Below are 24,850 nucleotides of genomic sequence, written 5' to 3' on the forward strand. Positions count from 1 at the left end.
GAGGCCAGCGCTAACGGAACCGGAGGGCGTGGTCCTTCTCCGCATCATTCTTCGCACTGGGCCCGGTGGCGGAGCCAGTGGTCGGCGAGGACCAGCGCCAGCATCGCTTCCGCCACCGGCACGGCGCGGATGCCGACGCACGGGTCGTGGCGGCCGCGGGTAACAACCTCCGTCTCCTCGCCGCCGACGGTGACGGTTTGTTGCGGGGTGGCGACCGAACTGGTCGGCTTGATGGCGACGCGGACGACGATGTCCCCGCCCGATGAGATGCCGCCGAGCACGCCGCCGGCGTGGTTGGTGAGGAACACCGGCTGGCCGTCCTGCATCCGCATCGCGTCATTGTGCTCCGGCCCGGTCATCGCGACGGCGGCGAAGCCGCTGCCGAACTCCACGCCCTTGGCGGCGGGAATGCTGATCATCGCCTTGGCGATGTCGGCGTCGAGGCGGTCGAAGGTGGGGGCGCCTAGACCGACGGGCACGCCCGACGCCACGACTTCGACGATGGCGCCAGTCGATCCGCCGGATTTGCGCACCGCATCAAGATGCTGTTCCCACACCATGGCGGCGCCGGCGTCGGGGCTCCAGAATGGATTGCGTTCCACCTCCTGCCAGTCCCAGTCGCTGCGGTTGATTGCGTGGGGTCCGATCTGCACCAGGGCGCCGCGGATCCCCACACGCTCGCCCAGCACCTTGCGGGCGATCGCGCCGGCGGCGACGCGCATGGCGGTTTCGCGGGCGCTGGAGCGACCGCCGCCGCGGTAGTCTCGCACCCCGTATTTCTGGTGATAGGTAAAATCGGCGTGGCCGGGGCGAAACAGGTCCTTGATGTCCGAATAGTCCTTGGAGCGCGCATCGACATTGTCGATGACGCAACCGATCGGTGCGCCGGTGGTGACGCCCTCGAACACGCCGGACAAGATCCGGACCCGGTCCGGCTCGCGCCGCTGGCTGGTGTGACGGCTCTGCCCCGGCCGCCGCCGGTCGAGCCACACCTGGATGTCCGCCTCGCTCAGGGGAATGCGGGGCGGTGCGCCGTCGACGATGCAGCCGATGGCGGCGCCGTGGCTCTCGCCGAACGAGGTGACGCGAAAGAGATGGCCGAAGGTGTTGCCGGACACGACCCGCTACTCGGACTTGAAGCCTTCCAGCATCGCGCGGACCTGCGGCGCCGCGTCCGGCGCCAGCATGCCGATGGCGTGATAGCCGCAGTCGACGTGGTGGACTTCGCCGCTGACCCCGGACGCGAGATCGCTCAGCAGATAGAGCGCGGCGCCGCCCACCTCGTCCAGGGTGACATTGCGGCGGAGCGGGGAATTGTACTGGTTCCAGCGCAAGATATACCGGAAGTCGCCGATACCCGAAGCGGCCAGCGTCTTCATCGGCCCCGCGGAGATGGCATTGACCCGGATCCGTTGACGGCCGAGATCCTCGGCCAGATAGCGGACGCTGGCTTCCAGCGCCGCCTTGGCGACTCCCATGACGTTGTAGTGCGGCATCACCCGCTCGGCGCCCAGGTACGTAAGGGTCAACAGGCTGCCGCCGTTCGGCATCAGCCGTTCCGCGTGTCGGCAGACCGCGGTGAAAGAGTAGCAGGAGATCAGCAACGACTCGCTGAAGTTGTCCGCGGTGGTGTCGACGTAGCGCCCCTTGAGTTGCTCCTTGTCCGAAAAGGCAATGGCGTGGACGACAAAGTCAATCGACCCCATGCCGTCCGCGATCACGTCGAAGGTCGTGGCCAGTTGCGCTTCGTCGCCCACATCGCACGACACCAACAGGTCGGAGTCGAGGGACTGGGCCAGCGGCCGCACCCGTTTCTCGAGCGCTTCGCCCTGGTAGGTGAACGCCAGCTCTGCGCCATGTGCGTGCAGCGACCGCGCGATACCCCACGCCATCGACCGCTCGTTCGCCACACCCATGATCAGCCCCTTCTTGCCGGCCATGAGCGGTGCAGTCCTGGTCATCGGAATTCTCCTCTATTGCATCGGGAGTCCACATCGACGCCGTCGCAGATCGGCGGCGACATGGGCCGCTTGGAGGTCGAGGAAACCCGCCAACGTCGAACCGCCGAGACGACGATGATCAAATTCCGCTCTGGCGTTTCCCCAGCGTCTCATGGCCTTATATGATGACAGCGTTCGCGTCAATTGCGGGAGGCGGGTGCGGTGATGGGACTCGCAACGGCCAAGATCGGTTGGGAGAACCTGAAGACGTTCGCGGTGCTGGTGTGGCACCGCTTCGATAAGGACCGCGGCCTCATGGTGGCTGCGTCGCTGAGCTATACGTCCTTGCTGGCGCTGGTGCCGTTGATGGCGATCGGCTTCGCGGTGCTGGCCGCATTCCCGGTGTTCGACAACATACAGGTCCAGATAAGGGCGTTCATCTTCTCCAATTTTCTGCCCGAGGCCGTCGATGCGGCGCAAGAGTACCTCGATCAGTTTCTGGGCGCCGCGCGTGGCGTGACCGCCATCGGCGTGATCGGTCTGGCGGTGGTCGCGTTGCTGCTGTTCTCGACCGTCGAAGCGGCGATGAACGACATCTTCCGGGTGTCGAAACCGCGTCCGATCGCCACCCGCTTGCTGGTGTTCTGGGCGATCCTGACGCTGGGCCCGCTGCTGTTGGGGGCAAGTTTCTCTCTCGCCACCGTGTTCCACGCCTATACCCGATCGCTCGGCGGCGAACAGATCCAGGGCGGGTTGGCGTTCGCCGGCGCCATCGTTCCGGCGGCGCTGGCGATCGCGGCATTCACCATGTTCTACATGATCCTGCCGAGCCGGCCGGTCAAATTCCGGCATGCGTTGCTCGGCGCTGTCGTCGCCGGCTTCGCCTTCGTCTTGCTGCGTGTCGGATTCACCCTGTATATCGCCAACTTCCCTACCTACCAGACCCTGTACGGGGCGCTGGCGATTCTCCCCATCTTTCTGTTCTACATGTATCTGTCTTGGGCTGTGATCCTGCTCGGCGCGATCATCACGTCGGCGCTGCCGGAATGGGGGCGGAGACGGAGGTTTGGCCCGAACGCGCTCACCCCGGCAGAGCGCCTTAAGCTGGCTTTGACGCTCCTTGCGCAACTTTATCGCTGTACGGAGACCGGCGGCGGGCTCAAGCGGCGCGCGTTGCTGCAGTCGGTCGCCTCGGTGACCGACGCCACGGTCGACGCCATGCTGGAGACGCTGCGCGAAGAGCGCTTCGTCGATATCACCAAGCACGGTCGGTGGCTGCCCGCCCGCAACCCAGAATCGACCACCCTCTACCACCTCCTGGCGGCGCTCGATCTCGATGTGCCGCCCGAGACGCTGGACGCGGGCGGACCGGACGAGGATGGCTGGCTGCTACGTCTGGAGAAGTTGCTGCGCCGGGACGGGGAGCGGCGGCGGGAGGCGCTCGGGGTTAGTCTCCGCTCGTTGCTGCTGGAGGAGGATCGGAGTTCAGCGGCGGGGACCATGCCGAGCCCCGTGCTAATCCGCACTCCGCGCTAGGTGTTGGCGGAATTCGGCGCGCATCGGCGCGGGCAGCTTCTCGACCGCCTCCTCGACCGTCCGCAAAATCTGGCGAGCCGCATATAATTGGTCGAGCAGCGTCAGCACCAGATCGAGAGCGTCGTCATCCACCGCGAAATCCCGGTGCAGTTCCCGTATGAGATCGAGGCGCGCCCGGTCCACGTCGTCGAACGTCAAGCCAGCCGGCGTTTCCTGCGGACGCACCCACCGCCGCCGGATCCACGTCGTCAGCTGGACCCGGTCGATGTGATAGATCTGGATGATGTCCTCGAATGTCGCCATTCCCGGTGCCTCACCCTATGAGCCGCGAACGTTGTACGGGTGGCGCGTGCTCCACTCCTCCACCAGCTTGGTGAGCTCCGCATCCGGCTGATCGGGTAGCACCACCTTCAGTGTCACGTAGTGATTGCCACGGCCGCCGCCGCCGGCGCGCGGCACGCCCTTGCCGCGCAACCGCAATCGGCTACCGGTATTGGAGCCTTTGGGGATGGTGAGGGTGACCCGACCGTCGATGGTCGGCACCTCCACGCGGGCGCCGAGCACCGCCTCGGCGAGGGTGACCGGAAGTTCAGCGTGGATGTCGTCGCCCTTGCGCTCGAACTGCGGATGGGGGTGGACCTTGAGCTCGATCAGGATGTCGCCGGTCTCGCCGCCGCCGGTTCCCGCCATGCCTTGGCCCTTGAGGCGCAGCACCTGGCCATCCGCCGATCCCGGCGGAATGGTCACTTTCAGCCGCTTTCCGTTCGAGAGGATGATTTCGCGGCTCGCGCCGACAACGGCGTCGACGAAGTCCACGTCGAGCGTCGCCCTGGTGTCGGCGCCGCGCGCCGCGGCCGTGCGGGCGCCGCGGCCGAACAAGTCGCTGAAAATGTCCGTGCCCTCGAAGTCGCGGAAGAACTCGCGCGGATCATGGTAGCGGGCGCCGGAGTCGCCTTCGGCATAGTTGCGGTAGAAGGTCCGTTCCGCCTTCGGCGCACCGCTGGGGTCGATCTCGCCGCGGTCGTACCGCCCCTTTTTCTCGGCATCCGACAGCAAGTCGTAGGCCGCCGCGACCTCTTTGAAGCGGTCTTCCGCCTTGCTGTCCCCCGGATGCAGATCGGGATGCAAATCGCGGGCAAGCTTGCGGTAGGCCTTCTTGACCTCCTTCGCGTCTGCGCCCCTCTTGATTCCCAGAACCTGATAAGGATCGCGCACGTGTGCTTCGCCAGTTGTCATTCGTCCGCCGCGCGGCCCCGCTGTCGCGGTATCACGGGTGTCGCCACGGGCTGCCGGCCACATCGCATGCCCAGGTCGCCATCCGACATCGCATCCGAAGTCGCACCATGCTTGTATATGGAGGATGTGGGCGGGACGCAACGCCACCCTTGGAGGAGCAGGGACAGGATGACGCGGCACTCCGACGAAGACCCCTTCGCGCGGTTCGAGGCGTGGCTGGCTGAAGCCGAAAGCTCGGAGCCGAGCGACGCGAACGCCATGACGCTGGCCACGGTGGGCGTCGACGGGGCGCCATCGGCGCGTATGGTCCTGTTGAAGGGCGTCGATGACCGCGGCTTTGTGTTCTACACCAATCTCGGCAGCCGCAAGGCGCAGGAACTCGCCGCCAATCCCCGCGCGGCGCTGTGCTTTCACTGGAAGAGCCGCAAGCGTCAGGTGCGCATCGAGGGTACCGTGGTGCCGGTGTCCGATGCCGAGGCCGACGCCTACTTCGCGACCCGGCCGCGCATCAGCCAGCTGGGTGCCTGGGCCTCCAAGCAGTCGCAGCCGCTGCAGGGGCGGTTCGAATTGGAAGCGCGCCTCGCCCGCGTGACCGCCCGTCATCCGGTGGGCACGGTGCCGCGGCCGCCGTTCTGGTCCGGGTTCCGGTTGATCCCGCAGGTCATCGAGTTTTGGGAGGAAGGCACGTTCCGCCTGCACATGCGGTTCGTTTATCGGCGGACGGAGGGCCGGTGGGAGATCAGGGAGCTGTATCCATGAGCGATGTGTCGGCCACCAGTGAACACGGCAACCGTCTCAAGCGCCGGGCGGCGGTGGCCGCCGTCGCCGTCGCCGGCGTGTTGATTGTCGCCAAGGCCGTCGCGTGGTTCATGACCGGCTCGATGAGCATCCTGTCGACTCTCATCGACTCGATGCTCGATCTGGCGGCCTCGGTCGTCAATCTGGTCGCGGTGCGGCAGGCGATCCAGCCAGCCGACCGCGAACACCGGTTCGGGCACGGCAAGGCGGAGCCGCTCGCGGGGCTCGCTCAGGCGGCCTTCATCAGCGGCTCGGTGCTGTTCCTGTTGTTCGAGGCCGGCAGCCGCCTGTTCCACCCGCGCCCGATCGAACGCAGCGAGGTCGGGCTCGCGGTGATGGCGCTGTCCATCGTGCTCACCGTCGCGCTGGTGCTCTACCAACGCCATGTGGTGCGCCGCACCCGTTCTGTGGCCATAAGCGCCGATTCGCTGCACTACGCGACCGATGTGCTCACCAACGGCGCGGTCGTCCTCGCCCTCGTGCTGTCAAGCCAGTTCGGCTGGACCCTTGCCGACCCGCTGTTCGCCATCGCGGTCGGCTTGATCGTTCTGCGCGGCGTGTGGGAGATCCTCAACGGCAGTCTCAACCAGCTTATGGACCGGGAGTTGCCGCAGGAAGACCGCGACCGCATCCGCGCCATCGCCCAGGCGCATCCCGGGGTGATCGGCATGCACGACCTCCGTACTCGAGCCGCCGGCAGCCACGCCTTCATCCAGCTTCACCTGGAGATGGAAGGAAGCCTCACCCTCCTTGAGGCACACTCGATCGCCGAGGCCGTCATGGCTGAGATCGAAGCGGCCTACCCCACCGCCGAAGTGCTGATCCACGAGGACCCGCACGGCGTCCCCGAACCTCGCGCGGTGTTCAACTAGTGCACGGACCGGCCCGAATGATCCTGTCGAATGGACGGGTCATCGTGCGCACGAGAATCAGCAGGTTACGTGCAGCAATGCAGTGTTCCTCGAATACGCCGCTGAATTAGCGGTGGCCGATCACATGACGAGGGCAGTGCGCAGGTTCTCTGCGTGGGCGTTCATGTATTTTTGCTGGAAGACGATGGCGGCTGGGTTGGCGCCCGGCCCGTAGTACGCCTCGTTCAGGTCCGTGCGACGGACCAGGGCGGCGCCTTCGAGGGACAAGCCGGCGTAGACGCCGGTGCCGTGTGAGAAGCCGACGATGTCGGGGCCGACATTGGTGGTCGTCGAGCCTTCCAGGCCGCCGCCAATGGTGCCAACCGTCACCCCCATGTCAGCCCCCAGCTTGCCCTGGTTGTAGACCACCGCCTGAACCGCCCGATCGCTGCGCAGCACCAAGATGATTTCGGACGCGACGGCGCCGATCTGGAAGCCGAAGCTGCCGGCGCCCATCGTGTAGAACGCCGGGTAACCCCACTGGCCGTTCTCGTCCTTCACGATCAGAATGCCGTCGCCACCCTCGGCGCCGAGCACGAAGGCGCCCTTGAAGGCCGACGGGAAAATCATCAAGCCCTGAGCATGAGCGAGTTCGTTGCGGAACTTCTGATCGGGTTCTTCAGGTCCCTTCTTGAAGGCCTCCAGGCTCAGACGCGACCTTTCCACCAGGACCTCGGCGTCCGCACGCGGTGGCAAGCTTGAAACGCAAGCGCCTATGAGGAGCATGAAGACGGTAGTCGTGACGATCGCGAGCGGGGTGCGCATGGAGAGCCTCTCCTTGTCCCTGCAGATTAATCGCTGCAGACGAATCTTGGCAGACAGTAGCCCGGAGGATGGTACGCGGCGCCCGATGATCGCGTCAGCAACCGGTGTGAACATTCTGCGCTGCAACGGCTTTTTCTGCGACGGGCGCGTCTTCAAGAAGTGGCACGGGCGAATCAGGCGTTTCGATCGACGGAATGGAGGATGAACCACGACGACAACCCCTGCCGTTGTTGTCCCTGCGGCAGATGACTACAAATTGCTGGTTAGGCACGAATGGTACGCATGGGAGAGCGCTGCGATGTCCGCGACTGCCGAAGCTTCGTATCAGCGTCACAAGCTGAGTGTGAGCGACTTCCACCGGATGGAGGGCGCAGGGGTGTTCGCCCCCGAGGAGCGCGTCGAATTGGTGGAGGGAGAAATCATCGACATGAGCCCGATCGGCAGCGCCCATGCCGGCGTCGTTGATTTTCTCGCCGAACGACTGTTTGCGGCGGTCACCAATCATGCGCGGGTCCGTGTTCAGAATCCGGTGCTAATAGACGAGCGCACGGAGGTGCATCCGGATCTGACGCTCGTCGCCCGACGTGACGATTTTTTCCGCGAGAGGCATCCGCAGCCGGATGACGCGTACCTGGTGATCGAAGTGTCGGACACCAGTCTCCGCTACGACCGGGACGTCAAGCTGCCGCTCTATGCCCGAGCCGGCATTGTGGAGGTGTGGATCGTCGATCTGGAGACGCGCGCGCTGACGGTGCACCGCCGCCCCGAGGGCCACACCTACACCGACAGGCGTGAGCTTCGGGAACCGGCAGCCCTCACTGTGGCGGCTCTACCCGGGATCACCATCGACCTCAGCGGCCTGTTCGGGCAAAGTTGAAGCACCCCCTCATTTTCCGCCGCCCAAATCCCACCGGCATGGTGCGTTGACGCCCTGGACCAGCCAGACGCCCCCGCGGCCACGCAACAGGCCGTCCTCCACGAACGAGAAGCGGGTGACCGAGAGGGTGTCGATCACCACCGCCATCGCCGCTTCCGGCGCGAGCGCCAGCGCCGCCGCCACTGCCGCCCGAATGGTGCCGCCGTGGCTGATGCTGACGACGCGGCGGCCTGCGAACTCGGTGGTGCGGCGGTTGATGGCGCCGGCGACCCGCGTCATCTGCGCCGCGAAGCTCTCCCCGCCCGGCGGCGGATTGCGGGTCGGGTCTTGCCAGAACGCGTCATAGGCGGCCGGATCCCGTTCTTGCATCTCCTCCCAGTTCAACCCTTGCCAGCGGCCGAAGCTCTGCTCGACGAAGTCCGGCTCGACGATCGGCTCCGGCACATGTTTCCCCATGGCGGCGATCGCCGCGGCAGTGTCGCGGGTGCGGCGAAGCGACGTCACCAGCCACACCGCGTCGTCCGGCAGCGCCCGGGCAAGGGCGGCGAGACAGTCCCGGTCCGAGAGATCGCAGGCGACATCATGTTGACCGTGGATGCAGCCCGCGGGCCCAATGACGGGCGCGTGCCGCACCCACCACCACTCGGTCGGCCGCATTGGCGCGGTCATGCCGGGCGTCTCTCCTTTTTGACCGCGGCTTCCACTGTCAAGAACATGCTCGCTATGCCGGCAGTGGGGAACCGGCGCCGCCCGTCCGGCGCACAGACCCGTTCGATGGTTCAGTCGAATGGGTGGTAGTGTTCACGAGAATCAAGAGTTACGTGCAGCAATGGCGCATTCTCTAAATGAACCGCTGCGCTACGTGGTGATCACCTTGCCGGGGTTCAGGATGCCCTTGGGGTCGATGGCGCGCTTGAGGGTCCGCATCAGGTCGAGTTCGACCTCCGACTTATAGCGCTGCATGTCGACGCACTTGAGGCGGCCGATGCCGTGCTCGGCGGAAAAGCTGCCGCCGAGGCCGATGGCGATGTCGGAGACGATGCGGTCGAAGCGGTCCCATTCGGCGAGGAACGCGGCCGCATCCATGCCTTCCGGCTGCGTGAGGTTGAAGTGGACGTTGCCGTCGCCGAGGTGGCCGAACGGCACGACCCGGATGCCGGGCAGCGCCGCCTCCACCGCCTCCGTCGCCTGATCGAGAAACGTCGCTACCTTCGAGACGGGGACGGACACGTCGTTCTTGATGCTGCCGCCTTCCGGCTTCTGGCCCTCGGGTATGGCTTCGCGAATGCGCCACAGCTCCCGCGCCTGCGTCTCGCTGGCGGCGACGACGGCGTCGCTCACCAGGTCGCTTTCATACGCTGCCGCCAGCACGTCTTCCAGCGCCGTTGCGAGCGCCGCGTCCGCCCGCGGCGTGGCGAGCGCGATCAAAACATAGAACGGATGCGGCTCCGCCAACGGATCGATGATGCCGTCCACATGCCGGATGGCGAAGTCTATACCGCGGCGGCCCATGAATTCGAAGGCGCTCAGGCTGTCGCCGATGGCGTCCTGTACCCGGCTGAGGAGATCGACCGCGGCATTCACCGTGGGTACCGCGGCAAGCGCCGTGGCGCTCGAGCGCGGCTTGGGAAACAGCTTGAGGACCGCAGCGGTGATGATGCCGAGGGTGCCCTCGGCGCCGAGGAACAGCGCCTTCAGGTCGTAGCCGGTGTTGTCCTTCCGCAGCTCCCGGAGCCCGTTCCAGACGCGTCCGTCCGGCAACACCACTTCCAGCCCCAGCACCAAGTCGCGGGCATTGCCGTAGCGAACCACATTGGTCCCGCCGGCGTTGGTGGCGAGGTTGCCGCCAACGCAGCAGCTCCCCTCGGCGCCAAGGCTGAGCGGGAACAGGAGGCCGGCCTCGTCCGCCGCCGCCTGCACGTCGGCGAGGACCACCCCGGCATCTACGACCATGGTGCGGTTGTCGCGATCGATGCGGCGGATGCGTTTCAGGCGCGTGGTCGACAGAACGATGCCGCCGTCCGGCACGCCGCCGCCGCAGAGACCGGTGTTGCCGCCCTGGGGGACGATCGAAATGCCGGCGTCCGAGCAGAGGCGCACCACCTCTGCCGCTTCCGCCGTATCGGCGGGGCGGACAACGGCGTCGCAGCGTCCGCGGAACAGGCCGCGCTCCTCGACCAGATAAGGCTCCACATCGTCCGCCGCGTCTATCCAGCCCTTGGGCCCGACCACATGGCGGATCGCCTGCAGCGCCTCCTGGTGAATCGCCTCGACGGCAGTTTCGGCAAGGTTTTTCATGATTTCTACTTAAGCGTCTCGCGGCGGCGCCGCAACGACGGCGCATGGTCATCGCTCATGAGGTGCGACCGGCGGGCGAGGGCGATCCGCTGTTACCCGTCGTCCCTGTCGCCCGTCCCCGGCAGCACGCAGGGGGCAGCCGGACCGCGCTCGGCATCCCAAACGTCGCCCGTTCCCTCACCGGCCGGCGGGCGAGGCGCGGCGGCACGGCGGAGGCGGTCATTGATGGCGCGGCCGAGGCCGGCGCAGGGGATCGGCATCACGGCGATGGCGGTGTAGGCTTCGGGACGATCCAGTTGCCGCAGCATGGCGAACAGGTTGGCGGCAGCCTCCTGGAGATCGCCGCGCGGACTGAGATTGAGGGTCGCGTTCACCGCCTCCGGACCGAACCCGAGCAGCGCCTCGCCGGGGTGGACGGCAAAGGCATTGGGACGAACCGGCACCGCCGGCGCGTAGTGGCGGGCGAGCATGCCGGGCGCGCGGGGGCGATCGCCGCCGCCGGCCGGCGCGATCGGACCGATGCGCCGCTCCAACGACTCCACCGCCAGACCACCCGGGCGCAACAGGACGGGCTTGGGACCGGTAAGGTCGAGCACCGTCGACTCGACGCCGACCGGGCAGGGTCCGCCATCGAGAATCATGGCTGCCGCGGTTCCGAGCGTGTCCGCCACGTGGGCCGCCGTGGTCGGGCTGACCCGCCCGGAGGGATTGGCACTCGGCGCCGCCACCGGTCGACCGCACTTTGCCAGTAACGCCTGCGCGATGGCGTGGCTCGGCACCCGCACCGCCACCGTGTTCAGGCCGGCGCTGACCAGATAGGAGAGGCCGGCGTCCGCCCGCCGCGGCAGCACCAGGGTCAGCGGACCGGGCCAGTGCCACGCCGCTACGGCTTCCGCCTTTGCATCGAACTTGGCGATGCGCTCTGCCGCCTTGAAGTCGACGACGTGGACGATCAGGGGATTGAAGCGCGGCCGCTGCTTGGCCTTGAACACCGCCGCCACGGCGAGATCGTTGGTGGCATCGGCGCCGAGGCCATAGACGGTCTCGGTCGGAAACGCCACCAACTCGCCCGCGGCAAGGCGCGCTGCCGCCTCGGCGATGGTCTCGGCGGTCGCCGCTCGGACGTTGTGCGAGCCGCCGGTCACTCAACCGTGCCGGTCATGCCAGCCGTGCCGGTCATGACGCGGGCGGCGCGCCGCGCACCACGAAGTGCGGGTTCTCGAAGCCCGGCTTTGCGTAGAGGAACTCGCTGCCGTCGAGGTTCGAAACACTGCCGCCGGCGAAGCGCACCACCGCGTGGCCGGCGGCAGTGTCCCACTCCATTGTCCGCCCCAGGCGCGGATAGAGGTCGGCGCGGCCGTCGGCGACCATGCAGAACTTGATGGAGCTGCCCGAACTGATGGCCTCCGCCACGTCGAATTTGTTCAGGAAATCGTCCGTCTCGGGGGTGCGATGAGAGCGGCTGGCGACGGCGATGATGCCCCGCTCCGGGAACGTCCGGCAGTGGATGGCTTGCGCCTCTCCGCCGTCGTTGCGGCGAAAGGCGCCGTGGCGGCTGCCCCAGTACGTCGTGTCGACCGCCGGCGCGTGCACCACGCCCAACTGCGGCCGGCGGTTCTCGATCAGGGCGATGTTGACGGTAAACTCGCCCTGACGGTTGATGAACTGCTTGGTGCCGTCGAGCGGGTCCACCAGCCAGAACGGCCCGTCACCCACTTCGGGCACCCGACCGGCCTCCACTTCCTCCTCGGCGACGATGGGCAGGTCGGATCCGATCTCGGTGCGGAGCGCCTCGATGATCATCTGCTCGGCGCGGCGGTCCGCTTCGGTCACCGGCGAAGCGTCACCCTTCCTCTCGACGTCGAAGTCGGTACGGTAGACGCGGAGGATCTCTTCGCCAGCGCTCTCGGCGATCGATCGCACCTGATCGACCAGCCGTTCTGTGATGGTCCACATTTAGGTGTTGCTCCAGTTCAAAGGGTTGGAGGAGAAGCGGCGGCGCGGATGGCGCGCCAGATCTTCTCCGGCGTCGCGGGCATGTCAAGGTGCTTGACCCCCAATGGGGCCAACGCATCAAGGATGGCGTTGATCACCGCGGGACAGGCGCCGATGGTTCCCGCCTCGCCGGCGCCTTTGATGCCGAGCGGATTGGTGGTGCAGGGCACGACGTTGAAGGCCAAGCCGAACGGCGGCACGTCCCCGGCGCGGGGCAACGGGTAGTCGGCGAACGAGCCGGAAAGGAGCTGACCGCTGTCCGGCTCGTAGAGGGCCTGCTCGAACAGCGCCTGGCCGATGCCCTGGACGACACCGCCGTGCACCTGCCCGGCCAGCAGCTTCGGATTGACGATGGTGCCGAAGTCGTCGGTGACATGGTATGCGACAACCTCGACCGCCCCGGTTTCCGGGTCCACCTCCACCTCGCAGATGTGGCAGCCGTTGGGGAAGGTCGACGCCTCGATGGCGAAATCGCCGTCGGCATCGAGTCCAGCTTCCGCTTCGCCCGGCGGCAGGTTCTCGGCATGCCGCGCCGCCGCCGCCAGTTCGATGATGCCGATGCCGCGCTCGGACCCTTCAACCACGAAACGCCCATCCGCAAACCGGACGCTCGCCGCCTCCGCTTGCAGCAGATGAGACGCCAGCGTCCGGCCGCGCGCGATCACGGCGTCGACAGCGTTGCGGATGGCGGGGCCGCCGACCGGCAGCGAACGTGAGCCACCGGTGCCCTCGCCGGTGGCGATGCGGTCTGTGTCGCCCTGCACCACTCGGACCGCCTCGATGGGGATGCCCAGCCAGTCCGCGACGATCTGCGCATAGGCGGTCTCGTGGCCCTGTCCGGTGGACTGGGTGCCGATCAGCACGTCCACCGCACCGTCGTTCGCGAAGCGAATGCTGGCGCGCTCGGCGTCGAAGCCGCAGATCTCGATGTAGGTTGACATGCCGATGCCGCGAAGCCGCCCGCGCGCCCCTGCCTCGTTCCGCCGCGCCGCCATGCCGGCCCAGTCGGCGGCCGCCATGGCGTCCTCCATGTTGCGGCGGAAATCGCCCGAATCATAGGTGGCGCCGGAGGCGGTCGTGAACGGCATCTGCTCGGGACGGATGAAATTGCGGCGGCGAATTTCGTCCGGGGCGATGGCCAACTGGCGCGCCGCCATGTCCATCAGCCGCTCGATCAGGTACGTCGCCTCCGGCCGCCCGGCGCCGCGATAGGCGTCAATTGGCAGGGTGTTGGTGTAGACGCACCGGCAGGTGGCGTGAATGGCCGGTATGGCGTAGACGCCGGACAGCATGCGCCCGGTCATCTGCGACGGAATCACCGGCGCGAAGCAGTTGAGATAGGCGCCCAAATTGGCAGTGGTGGCGACGCGCAGCGCGGTGATGCGGCCGTCGGCGTCAAGCGCCAGTTCGGCGCGGTTCCGCTGGTCGCGGCCATGGGTGTCGCCGATGAACGCCTCACCGCGCTCGCCGACCCACTTGACCGGCCGCTTCAGCTTGCGCGCCGCCCACAGCACCAGCGCATTTTCCGGGTAATGGAAGATCTTGGAGCCGAAGCCGCCGCCCACGTCCTGGACCACCACCCGGATGGCGTCCGCCTGCGCCTTCAGGGTGTGCTCGGCCAGCATCTGCTTGATGAGATGGGCGCCCTGATTGCCGGTGTAGAGGGTGTAGCGCCCGGCGGCTTCGTCGTAGACACCAACGTCGCCGCGCGGCTCCATCGCGCAGGGGACGACGCGCTGGTTGACGATCTCGGCCCGCACCACGTGCGCCGCCCGCTCCATCGCCGCGTCGACGGCGTCCGGGTCACCGGCTTGCCAGAAATGGGCGACGTTGCTCCGGGCTTCCGGCCAGAGCACAGGAGCATCCGCCGCCAGCGCATCGTTCATCGTCACCAACGCAGGCAGGGGATGATAGTCGACCGCGATCTGCTCAACCGCATCGCGGGCCGCGGCGAGGCTGTCGGCGACGACCATGGCGATCGGCTCGCCGACGAAGCGCACGCGGTCGCGGGCCAGGAGCCGGCGACCTGGGCGCGGCAGCGCTCGGCCGGCGGCGTCCTTGACGGAAACCATGCACGGGATGTCGCCGAGGCCATCTGCGGCGATATCGGCGCCAGTGTACACCGCGAGCACACCGGGCGCCGCGGCAGCGTCGCGGGTGTCGATGCCGTTGATGTCGGCGTGGGCATGGGGCGAGCGCAGCAGCAAGGCCACCGCTTGTCCCGGCAGCGACACGTCGGCCACGTAGCGCCCTCGCCCGGTGAGCAGGCGCGGATCTTCCGTGCGCGGTACTGGCTGGCCGAGCCCGAACTTTCCCATCATGAACCCTTTGCTAAGACCACAGCGCCGCCGGGTCTGGGAGCGCATCGGACGAGATGGAGCGGGCGGTAAACCGCCACGCCTGAACATCGCCGGACCAGTGATCGATGGCAAGCCCCGCCTTCTGTTTCAGGTGGGCGAGGAACTGCCGCGGCTGCGGCAGGGTCTCCCACACCTGCGGCAGGAACAGCGCTCGGTGGTCGCCGCTCTGGATGATCAGGCCGTCGATGCCGGGCCGGAGCTGCGCGAGGAGGTCGGCCTCGCCGCCGATCGTCATCGCCTCCGGCGGGCTCAGCACCGAGACCGAAAGCACGAGATCGGCCCGCTCGTCCGGTTTCAGCTTCTGAAAGCGGCTGTCGCGGAAGGCGGCTGCGAAGGCGTTGGCAGAGACGTCCTCGATCAGAGGACGGTACGCTTCCGGCGTGCCCACACAACCGCGCAGGTCGCCGTTCCGCTTCAGGGTGACGAAACAGGCTCCGGGCGTGTTCAATGCCGCCGCATAGTCGCCGCCATGGACGGTGAGCGGCCGGCCATGGGCGAGACCGTGTTCGATCGACGCTGCCGCCACATGCAGCAGCGTCTCGCCGTGCCGCTCCAGCAGCGCGCCCATGTCGCCTGCTGCCGCCGCCGGTTCGGTGAACATCCATGCGCCGTAGCCCACGACCCGGCGTTTGTCGCCGGCGGTGTCGCCGGAATTGCGGAGGTCGAGGGTGGTGACGTGCAAGCCGCGGCGGCGCGCCACCGTCAAGAGGCCGGCGATGGGGATGCGCCCACAGGCTTGGTCGTAATCTATGGCCGACCCATCCAGCGCCTCGATGGCGCGGCAGGTGGCGGAGTCGCTTTTGCGGGCGGCGTCATAGTCGAGATAGTGGCTGAGGTCGCTTGAGATGACGATCAGCGTCTCCGGTCCGCCCCACAGCGCTTCCAGCACCTCCGCGACCTCGATCGCCGTCGCTTGACCGACAACCAGCGGCACGACCCGGAAGTCGCCCAGCACCGCCTGCAGGAACGGCAGGTGCACCTCCAGGGAGTGCTCGTCTCGATGGGTGGCTTCGAACACCTGGACTTGCGGCAGGGTACGGATCTGCTCCAGCGCTTCCGTATGCACAGGTACGGCGCCGAGCGGCGTCTCGAACGCGTCGGCCCCGCTCACTGCCAGCCCACGCACCGCCACCCGGTGACAGGGCCCGAGCAGAACCACGCACTCCACCTTGCCGGCCAGCGGCTTCAGGCGCACATAGGCCGACGCCGCCACCGCGCCGGAGTAGACGTAGCCGGCGTGGGGCGCGATGATGGCCTTGGGGGACACCTCGTCGGGCGCGACCTCCGCTTGAGCCTCGCTGAGGTAGTGACGGACGACGGAATCCAGTTCGCGTGGATGGTTCGGATAGAACATACCCGCGACGGCAGCATGCCTGACATGAGTCATCTTCGGGGCTCCATTGTGATAGACTGATTCTAGCGCAGGAACCGGCGATGAACGAGACGCGATTCACCGACGCCCACCCTGGCCGCTATTGGCACGCACTTGCCGACGGGCGCATCCAATGCGACGTCTGCCCGCGCTACTGCAAGCTGCACGAGGGCCAGCGCGGCCTCTGCTTCGTCCGCGCCCGTCAGGATGATGGCGTGGTGCTGACCACCTATGGCCGCTCCAGCGGCTTCTGCATCGACCCCATCGAGAAGAAGCCGCTCAACCATTTCCTGCCGGGAACGCCCATCCTGAGCTTCGGCACCGCCGGCTGCAACCTCACGTGCCGGTTCTGCCAGAACTGGGATATCTCCAAGTCGCGGGAGTTCGACACCTTGACCGCGAAGGCGACGCCGGAGGCGATAGCCGACGCCGCGGTCGAGAGCGGCTGCCGTTCGGTGGCATTCACCTACAACGATCCGGTGATCTTTCTCGAGTACGCCGTCGACGTGGCGAAAGCTTGCCGCGCGCGTGGCCTCAAGACGGTGGCGGTCACCGCCGGCTACATCTGCGACGCGCCGCGCGTCGAGTTCTTCCGGCACATGGATGCCGCCAACGTCGACCTCAAGGGCTTCAGCGAGGACTTCTACCAGCGCCTCTGCAGCGGCCATCTGCAGCCGGTGCTCGACACCCTCCTCTACCTGAAACACGAGACCAACGTGTGGTTCGAGATCACGACCCTCCTGATCCCCGGCGACAACGACTCGGACGATGAGCTGGAAAGCCTGTCGCGGTGGGTGGTCGAAAATCTCGGTCCGGACGTGCCGCTGCACTTCTCGGCGTTCCACCCCGACTGGAAGATGACGGACGTGCCGCCGACGCCGCCGGCGACGCTGACGCGGGCCCGCCGCATCGCGATGGATGCCGGCGCCCGCTACGTCTACACCGGCAACGTTCATGACCTGGACGGGGACGCGACCCGCTGCCCCCAGTGCAGCGCCCCGGTCATCGGCCGCGATTGGTACGAACTCATCGCCTGGAATGTCGCCGCCGACGGCCGCTGCGGTCGCTGCGGCGCCGCCATTGCCGGTGTCTTCGAACCCCGCCCCGGCGCCTGGGGCCGCCAGCGCCGCCCGCTGCGGGTCGGGCAGCGGCTTCGGGCTTAAGTGGCAGATCGGTGTGGCAGGTAGGGTGGCGCGCCATTTTGCGAAAGCGCGTGCGCGGTTACTCGTGCCGCGGCACGGCCATCTACGGCGCGTCCGTCCGCAGCAGCAGGCCGGGAGGCAGCGAGTCGCCGAACAGGCTGGTGCCTTCGGTGCGTCCCAGCGGGGTGAACTGCTTCAAGGCGGCGGTCTTGGCGGGGGCGACGCCGGCGCGTTCGAGTTTGTTAGCAATGCGGTGGCGGAGCGCCTTGGGGGCGTCGAGAGTTCGGTTGTCGACGACCCGAGCGGCGCGGAGGAACAGTGTCTGCAGCTCCGCTAATTCGCGCGCGGACCAGTCGAGGTCCTTGAAGGCGTCGTAGCAGTCCTCGACCAGATCGGGGGAGACCACCGTCTCCGGGCCGGCGTAGACGGGGGTGCGGTTGAGCAGCATGCCCAACGCAGCGAGGATCGGGGTGCAGTGTTTGCTCTCGCGGGCGATCGGCTCGGCGATGGCGATGAAGCGCCGGATCAACTCGGCCTTCAACTCTGGACCGAGGCGCTCCAGGGCGCCGGCGAGCAGGATTAGCTCCGCCGGAAGGTTGTTGTTGTGGCGGATGACATCGAGGTCGCCGGCCAACACCTGCTCCTGGCGGTCGCGTGCGAGCCCGCCGGCGACGCGGCGCCAGAGGATGTGCTCCTGGAGCTTGATGCGCTTGCCGGGGAAGTACCGGCCGGCGTCGCGCACCCGCCACAACTCCTCGATGCGCGCCGCATCGAGGGCGACGCCGAAGCCGGGGCGGAGCAGGTAGCCGGCGAGGATGAACCAGGTTTCCTCGTGTTCGACCGACTGGCGGCGGCAGGGCATGGAGCGCTGGATGGCGGGCCACAGGGAGCGGACCAGCACCCCGTTCCACTCGCCCTTGGGAAGGCCGAGGATAACTTCGAGGCTTTTGAGCAGGCGCGCGGCACTGAGCTTGTCGGTAGCGCCGCAGCGGCTGGTTGAATAGTGTCTCGATGCGAGCGTTGGCGGCGGCCACCGCCTCCGCCGACGCGTTGGCTTGCGGCAGCGACTCCGGCACCGCGTCCGCCCTGCCGTGCTCGTGTGGGCGAAGGTTGAATTCCAGAGGCCAGACCTGCCGGATCTCGGCATCCGCGCTGACGCAAGCAACCTTGAGGAGGCCGAGTTCGTTGAGCCGCGCCGTCAGCGTCACCGGTACCGTGCGCCGCTCTGCCGGATCGTCCAGCCGGGCGACGGTTTCCAAGGGCGGTAGCGGCTGGAAATCACGCTCCGCCCAATCGACGATGGCGCCGGCCGGGACCTTGCCGTGGCGGGTCGACGCGTAGGTCTGGAAGCGCACCGGGTGGTCGGTGCGGATCTCCAGCGGATGGTCGGCGATCTCGAACGTCTGATCGGACGAGGCGCCGCGCGGCACGATACAGATCAGCGACGGCGGAGCCTTGGCGCCTCCGTCCGCGGCGGGACCGGCGGCGTGTGCGGCGATAAAGATGGCGCGGGCGGCGCCGGCCTCGATGCGCTCCTGCTTCAAGTGCAGGAGCTTGCCGAACCAGGCGGCGCCGCAGGCGACGGCCAGGTCCGGCTGCGGGTTGGCAAGCACCACCGGCGGCGGGCCGCCCTGCCACTTGCCGATTTCGGCCTGAAGGCGGTCGCGCAGAGCGGCCGGATAGAGCGTGCCGCCGTTGAACAAGACGGCGTCGACCCGCGGGCGGTCCCTCAGGAAGTCCGCCAGATGCTTTGTCACGGCGCTGTCGGAGGCGTACGGCAGGCCCAGTTCCTTGAGCGCCGCGCGGGTGCGGATCGGCCTCTCATCAGAGTCGCAGGCTGGAAAGAAGCCGTCGAGCAGGACCGCGTCGATCTCGTCCCGCGTCACGTGTGCGGAGAGCGAGCCGGCAATCAGACCGGAGCCGCGCGCCGGGATGGAGAGTGGAAAACGGTCCTGAGGCGTGCCGTCGGTGGCGAGGACGTGCTCCTTGAGGTCGCGGCACCGGGCCACGAGGTGGTCCCACTGGCCGCGGGAGAGGCTGGCGCCGCCGCCGGCGAGCCGTGGCTCCAGGAGGTGGGCAAGCGCCAGGTCGATGTTGTCGCCGCCGAGCAGGATATGGTCGCTGACGGCGATCCGGCGGATGGCGGGGATGGCGCCGCCTGAACGCTGGGTGAGTGCGAACAGGCTGAAATCCGAGGTGCCGCCGCCGACATCGACGACCAGGACATGGTGGGTCGGCGCGTCCGGATTAGGGACGTGGCGGCGGAGGCCGTCCGTCGCGTCGTTCTGCTCCAGCCAGCGGTAGAAGGCGGCCTGCGGCTCTTCGAGGAGGCGCACCGTCTCAGGAAAGCCGGCGTCGCGGGCGGCTTCGAGCGTCAGGCGCTGGGCGGCGGCGTCGAACGAAGCGGGAACGGTGACGGTGATCTCCTGGGCATTGAAGCAGAAGTCGTCGCCGGAGGCTTCGAAGCGATTGTCCCAAGCGCCGCGCAGGTAATTGAGGATGAGGGCCGAGGCGCGGACCGGAGAAATCTTCCGGTCGGGCGCCACGTCGTCGGATGCCCACGGCAGGAACGGCGTGGACCGGTCGACGGTGTGGTGGCAGAGCCACGACTTGGCGGAGTGGGCGACGCGGCCGGGGGTGTCGCCGGCGCGTCTGCGGGCCAAGCTGCCGACGACCCACGTGGCGCGCCCCGAAGCACCGGCCTCGTCACGGCCCGGGAGCTGCGCCGCCACCGCCTCCTCGGGGAGATAGAGGAACGACGGCAAGGTCGGGGCAGCGGCCAGTTCCGTTACCGAACGCCATTGCGGGACAGGGAAGACTTCAGAAGGCGCGTTGCCAGCCAGCGGCACGAAGGCCATCGCGCTGTTCGTGGTGCCGAGGTCGATGCCGATGCTGAAACGGGCCATGACGCCAGGGTATCACAGCAAGACCGGCAACCTACTCCGTCCGCACCTGGAACTCGACCTTCCAGCGGCGGTCCGAATTGACGTGCTTCATCCACAATTCCAGGGTGCCGAGCTCGGTGATCACCGAATTGATCTGAACAGGGATTGCCTGCCCTTCCGGCAGGTCGTCGACCGCCGGCAGCGTCACCTCGAGCAGGTGCGTCTCATCCAGGTGCCGTTCGGCGTCTGCGAGGATCTGTCCCGGCGCGTCGCCGCTGCGCACTTCGGAGGAAAAGAAACGGAAGTCGGCGGGCTGACCGGTGACGAGGCCGAAAGTCTGGCCTTCGATTACCAGCTCGGAGCCCTCCTCCATGCCCTGGGGCACCACGCACAGCGCCTTGACCTTGGGCTTGAGGCCCGGCACCGCCGGCATCGACGACTCGAGGCCGATGTAGTACGAGCGCGCGGCGCCGGCGCGGATGCGCATGCCACGGCCGGTGACGCGGGTGCGTCCGTAGATTGCGGCGCCTTTCGCGACGGCGAGATCCGGCTGGAAGCCCGCCAACTCGCGAACCGGCTCCCCCTCTGCCCAGGCGCGCAGCAGCGCCAGCACCCGCTCGCGGATCGGCTTCGCGCTGAACACGCCGCCGTTGAACAGCACCGCCGATGGCGCGAGGAAGGACGCGGCCTTGGCGCGGTCGCCGACGAGCGCCGCCAGCGCGTCGCTCGCCTTGACGTTGGCGAGGCTGCGGGTGAGGAAACGGGCGAGATGCTTGCTGATGACCGGATCGGCGGCGTAAGGTAGGCCGAACTCCTGCAGCCCCGCGCTCCGCGCCTCCTTCGGAAGCTCGGTGACCGGCGTCATCGGGAAGAACCCCTCCAGTACCACCTGGTCCAGGGTCGCCCGCTCCAGCATCGTCGAGACGGTGCCGGCGAACAGGCCGGAGCCGCGGGACGGGACGGCGATAGGCGCGGATTTCAGGGTCGGATCGCCGAACAACGCGACCTTGGCGCGGGACGCGGCATGGACGAGCGCCAGGAACTGCCAGTCGTCGATGGTCTTGCCATCATCTTCCAGCTTGGCCTGCAGGGCGAAGGCGAGGGCAAGATCCATGTTGTCGCCGCCGAGCAGGAGATGCTCGCCGACGCTGATGCGCTCCAGCTCCAGGTCGCCTTCGCGCTCGTTGACGGCGATCAGGCTGAAGTCGGCGGTGCCGCCGCCGAGGTCGCAGACCAGCACCACGTCCCCGGGAGCGACCCGGCTGCGCCAGTCCTTGCCGGCCTCCGCCATCCACGCATAGAACGCCGCCTGCGGCTCCTCGAGCAGGGTGACCCGGCCGAGCCCGGCGGCCTCCGCGGCCTCGGCGGTGAGGTTGCGCGCCACCTCGTCGAACGACGCCGGCACGGTGAGCACGATGTGGCCGTGCGCGATGTCCCAGTCGCGGCCCTGCAGACGCTCGGCATGCAGGAAGCCGTCCCGCAGGTGCGCGAGGTAGCGGCGCGAGCACTCGAATGCTGAGAGTTTTTGCTCCGCGATTTCGGACCGCCACGGCAGTGACCGCTGGCGCGGATCGATGTGCGGATTGGAGAGCCACGACTTGGCGGACGTCACCAGTCGGTCCGGAACCAGGGCGCCGTGATCACGGGCGAACTGGCCGATGATGGCCTCGTCCGTGGTTGCGGTCGTCCGGTCAACCCACGGGAGCGGAAAGGAGTCGGCCGGGAACTCGTCCGGGTGCGGGATGTAGAGCGCCGACGGCATTGTCGGCTGCTCGCCGACTTGGTTGGGCCCGAGGATCTGGGTGACGCCGACGATCTCGGTACGGTCGCCGGCGAGGTCGGTGACGGCGATCGCGTTGTTGCTGGTGCCGAGGTCGATGCCAAGGCTGAACTGGGTATCCGTCATGAAGCCATATGGGATTTGCGGTTGATGCCGTGGCTGTTGATGGCTGGGATGCCTACTTCAGCTCGACTTCGGCAGGGGCGATGGTGGGAAGCCGGTCGCCGCCGGTCTTCAGCACCCGCGGCAGCTTGACCGGCCCGGTGCGCCAGCCGCGATGCACGAGAACGCCGGTGAACGGCGCCTCGCCCGAGATCCTGCCGACCAGGCGGTACTCGTCGGCGCCGTAGCCGGCCGGCACGGTGACCTTGGTGCCTTCCGCCTCGTCGCGGACCGGAGTGATCGTGAAGTGCTCCTGCACCACCCGTTTGCAGCCATCGTGGACAATGCGTGCGGCGGCGCCAACCTGGGCGTCGTTGTAGGCGGAAATGTCGTCCATCAGGAAATCTACGAAGCGACCCTTGTCCTGCAGGATGGCGAGGAAGCTCACCACCTCCGCCGCCGCCTGATGGGGCGCCGCCTGGTGGGATGCGGCCGCCTGCGGGGCCGGCTTGACCGCCTCGGCCTTGACCGCGGGAGATCTCGCCCGGCCGCCCCGGTCTGCGAGCAACAAGACGACGACGCCGGCGCCGACGACGAGCGCGGCAACCGTCAGGTGGAACCGGTAGGGGCCGGCGTCGGGGACCAGAGTGAGCGCGACCAGTGCGAGCACTACGACGGCGGCTAGGATGGCGGCAGTTCTCATGATGACCGGAGGTGTTGTTTGAACTTCGGCGTCCACGCAGCCGCTTTCGGCCGGCAATGGCCATACTTTCGATGATTTGGCAAGTCGCAATCGCGAGCCCGAGACGGAGATAAGCCACGCAGAACGCCTCGGCAAGGACGCAACGCCAACACCCGGTTGGTATGGCTTTGGCGCCTCGGGTGCTTTATCCCTGGGTCATGTGCACCATCGTAATTCTCCGCCGGCCCGGCCATGCTTGGCCGGTCCTGATCGCCGCCAACCGGGACGAGATGGCCGATCGGGCGTGGCACCCGCCGGGGCGGCACTGGCCGGAGCATCCGGCTGTGGTTGCCGGCCGCGACGACCTCGCCGGCGGCACCTGGCTCGGCCTCAACGACCACGGCGTGGTCGCAGCGGTGCTCAACCGCATCAACACGCTCGGCCCGGCGCCGGGCTTTCGCTCGCGCGGCGAACTGCCGCTGATGGCGCTCGATTACGCCGACGCCCGCAGCGCCGTCGCGGCGCTCGGGCGCCTGCACCCTGCGGACTATCGCCCCTTCAACATGATCGTCGTCGACCGCGACGACGGCTACTGGCTGAGGGTCGATCACGATCGCTCCGGCTCCGGCTCCGACGACGCCGGCACGATGACCGTAGACCGCCTGCCGGCCGGACTGTCGATGATCACCGCCTATGACCTCAACGATCTCCGGTCGCCGCGCATCCGCTGCTACCTGCCGCAGTTCGAAGCGGCGCCGGTCCCGGATCCCGCTTCCGGCGACTGGAAAAGCTGGCGGCAGTTGCTGGGCGAGCGCGCCGGCGAGGCGGACGCCGGACCGGGAGGCGCCATGACCGTCGCCACCTTGACCGGCTTCGGCACCGTCTGCTCCACCCTGATCGCGCTCCCCGGCGCCGCCGGCGCCGAGCGCACGACGTGCTGGTTGTTCGCAGCGGGACCGCCCGATCGCGTTCCGTTCACGCCGATCGCTCCTTGACTCAAGCGTCGCCGTTGTGCTGGACGTCGGGAGTTGCTATATCAGCCTCGCGCGGGGGCAGATGGGCGTCCGCCAGCAATTATTTTGTTGTAGGCACAAAATCATGGCCCGTCGCAGGCAGATCTTCGAAGGCAGGGCAAAGATCCTGTTCGAAGGACCGGAACCGGGTACATTGGTTCAATATTTCAAGGACGAGTCGTCGTCGTCTTCCTCTCCCAAGCGCAACGTCATCACCGGCAAGGGCGTCATCAATAATCGCATCTCCGAGTACCTGATGAGCCGGCTCGGCGAAATCGGCGTTCCCACCCACTTCGTCCGCCGCCTCAACATGCGCGAACAACTGGTGCGGGAAGTGGAGATGGTGCCGATCAAGGTGGTGGTCCGCAACATAGCTGCGGGCGAGTTCGCCACCCGCTTCGGCCTCGCGGAAGGCACGGCGCTGCCGCGCTCGATCGTCGAGTATCACCACAAGTCGGAGGAGTTGGGCGACCCGCTGGTCTCCGAGGAGCATGTCACCGCCTTTGGTTGGGCGGTGCCGCAGGATCTTGACGAGATCATGTCGCTGTCGTTGCGGGTCAACGACTTCCTCAGCGGCCTGTTCCTCGGCATCGGCATGCGGCTGGTGGATCTCTCGCTGGAGTTCGGGCGGCTGTGGGAGGACGAGCAGGTACGCATCGTCCTCGCCGACGAAATCAGCCCGGACTCGTGCCGGCTATGGGACATGCGCAACTCGGACCGCTTGGTGCGCGACCAGACCATCGCGGAGGTCGAGAAGGCGCCGGCCGCCTATCAGGAAGTGGCCAAGCGCCTCGGCATCCTGCCCGAAAGCGGCCCCGCGGACCTCAAGGGCCCCGAGATCATGCAATAGCATGAACTCCAATGACCAGGACAGGCAGGCGGTGAAGGCTAAGATCCACGTTACGCTGAAGTCGGGCGTACTCGACCCGCAGGGCAAAGCCGTTGAGCATGCTTTGGCGGCGATCGGCTTCGGCGGCGTCGAGCGGGTCCGCCAGGGCAAATACATCGAGCTGGACCTGGCGGAGTCGGATCCCGAAAGAGCGCACGCCAAGGTCGACGCCATGTGCCGGCAGTTGCTCGCCAACACGGTGATCGAGAACTATACATTCCGGCTGGGGGACTGACGGGCGGCCGCTCGACCCTGCGCCAACGCGTCCA

The 24,850-nt window shown here is 67.5% G+C and carries 23 protein-coding genes and 1 pseudogene; 9 read left to right on the forward strand and 15 right to left on the reverse strand.

Annotated features, from left to right (window positions below; translation table 11 throughout):
* Nucleotides 1-44 precede the first annotated feature (44 nt).
* Together aroC and fabI are read right to left on the reverse strand one after the other, a co-directional pair.
* The gene (gene aroC / locus IPM60_10295) at nt 45-1,118 is read right to left on the reverse strand and encodes a chorismate synthase (protein ID MBK8908273.1); all 1,074 of its coding nucleotides are present in this window, start codon (nt 1,116-1,118) and stop codon (nt 45-47) included.
* A 6-nt stretch (nt 1,119-1,124) separates the two neighbouring features.
* The gene (gene fabI, locus IPM60_10300; GenBank protein MBK8908274.1) at nt 1,125-1,961 is read right to left on the reverse strand and encodes an enoyl-ACP reductase FabI; all 837 of its coding nucleotides are present in this window, start codon (nt 1,959-1,961) and stop codon (nt 1,125-1,127) included.
* Between the two features lie 204 nt (nt 1,962-2,165).
* Between fabI and IPM60_10305 the strand changes: the two genes are divergently transcribed.
* Nucleotides 2,166-3,476: a YihY family inner membrane protein gene (locus tag IPM60_10305; protein MBK8908275.1), complete on the forward strand. Its 1,311-nt coding sequence runs from the start codon at nt 2,166-2,168 to the stop codon at nt 3,474-3,476.
* Here IPM60_10305 and IPM60_10310 read toward each other — a convergent pair.
* Together IPM60_10310 and IPM60_10315 are read right to left on the reverse strand one after the other, a co-directional pair.
* Entirely contained in the window at nt 3,456-3,779 is a 324-nt protein-coding gene (locus IPM60_10310) for a hypothetical protein (GenBank protein MBK8908276.1), read from the reverse strand. The two genes, IPM60_10305 and IPM60_10310, sit on opposite strands and share 21 nt — an antisense overlap.
* A 15-nt stretch (nt 3,780-3,794) precedes the next feature.
* Nucleotides 3,795-4,712, reverse strand: coding sequence for a J domain-containing protein (locus IPM60_10315; protein MBK8908277.1), 918 nt, complete (start codon nt 4,710-4,712; stop codon nt 3,795-3,797).
* A 168-nt stretch (nt 4,713-4,880) separates the two neighbouring features.
* Between IPM60_10315 and pdxH the strand changes: the two genes are divergently transcribed.
* Nucleotides 4,881-5,471 (forward strand): pyridoxamine 5'-phosphate oxidase, encoded by a 591-nt coding sequence (pdxH, locus tag IPM60_10320; protein MBK8908278.1) that lies wholly within the window; start codon nt 4,881-4,883, stop codon nt 5,469-5,471.
* Nucleotides 5,468-6,382, forward strand: a complete 915-nt coding sequence (locus IPM60_10325; GenBank protein MBK8908279.1) for a cation diffusion facilitator family transporter — start codon at nt 5,468-5,470, stop codon at nt 6,380-6,382. Before pdxH ends, IPM60_10325 begins: the two co-directional genes overlap by 4 nt.
* A gap of 120 nt (nt 6,383-6,502) precedes the next feature.
* Here the strand turns inward: IPM60_10325 and IPM60_10330 are convergent, their stop codons facing one another.
* Nucleotides 6,503-7,186 (reverse strand): lipid-binding SYLF domain-containing protein, encoded by a 684-nt coding sequence (locus IPM60_10330; GenBank protein ID MBK8908280.1) that lies wholly within the window; start codon nt 7,184-7,186, stop codon nt 6,503-6,505.
* A gap of 298 nt (nt 7,187-7,484) precedes the next feature.
* On the opposite strand from IPM60_10330, the gene IPM60_10335 reads away from it, so the two are divergent.
* Complete coding sequence (locus IPM60_10335) at nt 7,485-8,063, forward strand: Uma2 family endonuclease (protein ID MBK8908281.1); 579 nt, start codon at nt 7,485-7,487, stop codon at nt 8,061-8,063.
* Between the two features lie 9 nt (nt 8,064-8,072).
* Here IPM60_10335 and IPM60_10340 read toward each other — a convergent pair whose 3' ends face one another.
* From IPM60_10340 to amrB, 6 genes are all read right to left on the reverse strand, one after another.
* A complete protein-coding gene (locus IPM60_10340) occupies nt 8,073-8,732 on the reverse strand; it encodes a histidine phosphatase family protein (GenBank protein ID MBK8908282.1) in 660 nt (219 codons plus the stop codon).
* 189 nt (nt 8,733-8,921) lie between these two features.
* Nucleotides 8,922-10,361 (reverse strand): FAD-binding oxidoreductase, encoded by a 1,440-nt coding sequence (locus tag IPM60_10345; GenBank protein MBK8908283.1) that lies wholly within the window; start codon nt 10,359-10,361, stop codon nt 8,922-8,924.
* A 92-nt stretch (nt 10,362-10,453) separates the two neighbouring features.
* Nucleotides 10,454-11,506, reverse strand: a complete 1,053-nt coding sequence (locus IPM60_10350) for a threonylcarbamoyl-AMP synthase (GenBank protein MBK8908284.1) — start codon at nt 11,504-11,506, stop codon at nt 10,454-10,456.
* A 31-nt stretch (nt 11,507-11,537) separates the two neighbouring features.
* Nucleotides 11,538-12,317: a 3'(2'),5'-bisphosphate nucleotidase CysQ gene (gene cysQ / locus IPM60_10355; protein MBK8908285.1), complete on the reverse strand. Its 780-nt coding sequence runs from the start codon at nt 12,315-12,317 to the stop codon at nt 11,538-11,540.
* Nucleotides 12,318-12,334: 17 nt separating this feature from the next.
* Nucleotides 12,335-14,674, reverse strand: a complete 2,340-nt coding sequence (locus tag IPM60_10360; GenBank protein ID MBK8908286.1) for a xanthine dehydrogenase family protein molybdopterin-binding subunit — start codon at nt 14,672-14,674, stop codon at nt 12,335-12,337.
* Between the two features lie 13 nt (nt 14,675-14,687).
* Nucleotides 14,688-16,103: an AmmeMemoRadiSam system protein B gene (gene amrB / locus IPM60_10365; protein MBK8908287.1), complete on the reverse strand. Its 1,416-nt coding sequence runs from the start codon at nt 16,101-16,103 to the stop codon at nt 14,688-14,690.
* Nucleotides 16,104-16,150: 47 nt separating this feature from the next.
* On the opposite strand from amrB, the gene amrS reads away from it, so the two are divergent.
* Entirely contained in the window at nt 16,151-17,251 is a 1,101-nt protein-coding gene (gene amrS, locus IPM60_10370) for an AmmeMemoRadiSam system radical SAM enzyme (GenBank protein MBK8908288.1), read from the forward strand.
* Nucleotides 17,252-17,333: 82 nt separating this feature from the next.
* Here amrS and IPM60_10375 read toward each other — a convergent pair whose 3' ends face one another.
* Nucleotides 17,334-18,131, reverse strand: a complete 798-nt coding sequence (locus IPM60_10375) for a hypothetical protein (protein ID MBK8908289.1) — start codon at nt 18,129-18,131, stop codon at nt 17,334-17,336.
* A gap of 421 nt (nt 18,132-18,552) precedes the next feature.
* Here IPM60_10375 and IPM60_10380 point away from each other — a divergent pair, with 421 nt between their 5' ends.
* Nucleotides 18,553-19,392 (forward strand): hypothetical protein, encoded by an 840-nt coding sequence (locus IPM60_10380; protein MBK8908290.1) that lies wholly within the window; start codon nt 18,553-18,555, stop codon nt 19,390-19,392.
* Here IPM60_10380 and IPM60_10385 read toward each other — a convergent pair.
* The 3 genes and pseudogenes from IPM60_10385 to IPM60_10395 all read right to left on the reverse strand — a co-directional run bounded on the left by IPM60_10385 (nt 19,300) and on the right by IPM60_10395 (nt 22,700).
* Nucleotides 19,300-20,136, reverse strand: a pseudogene (locus tag IPM60_10385) (Hsp70 family protein). The gene IPM60_10380 and the pseudogene IPM60_10385 sit on opposite strands and share 93 nt — an antisense overlap.
* A 31-nt stretch (nt 20,137-20,167) precedes the next feature.
* Nucleotides 20,168-22,021 carry an Hsp70 family protein gene (locus IPM60_10390; protein MBK8908291.1) on the reverse strand — a complete coding sequence of 618 codons (1,854 nt, stop codon included), beginning with the start codon at nt 22,019-22,021 and terminating at the stop codon, nt 20,168-20,170.
* A gap of 52 nt (nt 22,022-22,073) precedes the next feature.
* Entirely contained in the window at nt 22,074-22,700 is a 627-nt protein-coding gene (locus IPM60_10395) for a DUF2760 domain-containing protein (protein MBK8908292.1), read from the reverse strand.
* Between the two features lie 197 nt (nt 22,701-22,897).
* Between IPM60_10395 and IPM60_10400 the strand changes: the two genes are divergently transcribed.
* From IPM60_10400 to purS, 3 genes are all read left to right on the forward strand, one after another.
* Entirely contained in the window at nt 22,898-23,674 is a 777-nt protein-coding gene (locus tag IPM60_10400; GenBank protein MBK8908293.1) for an NRDE family protein, read from the forward strand.
* 103 nt (nt 23,675-23,777) lie between these two features.
* On the forward strand, nt 23,778-24,542 hold the full coding sequence (locus IPM60_10405; GenBank protein MBK8908294.1) for a phosphoribosylaminoimidazolesuccinocarboxamide synthase: 765 nt from the start codon (nt 23,778-23,780) through the stop codon (nt 24,540-24,542).
* A 31-nt stretch (nt 24,543-24,573) separates the two neighbouring features.
* The gene (gene purS / locus IPM60_10410) at nt 24,574-24,816 is read left to right on the forward strand and encodes a phosphoribosylformylglycinamidine synthase subunit PurS (GenBank protein ID MBK8908295.1); all 243 of its coding nucleotides are present in this window, start codon (nt 24,574-24,576) and stop codon (nt 24,814-24,816) included.
* The last annotated feature ends 34 nt before the right edge of the window (nt 24,817-24,850 follow it).

It is taken from the genome of Rhodospirillales bacterium (genome assembly GCA_016710335.1).
GTDB lineage: Bacteria > Pseudomonadota > Alphaproteobacteria > Rhodospirillales > Defluviicoccaceae > JADJXQ01.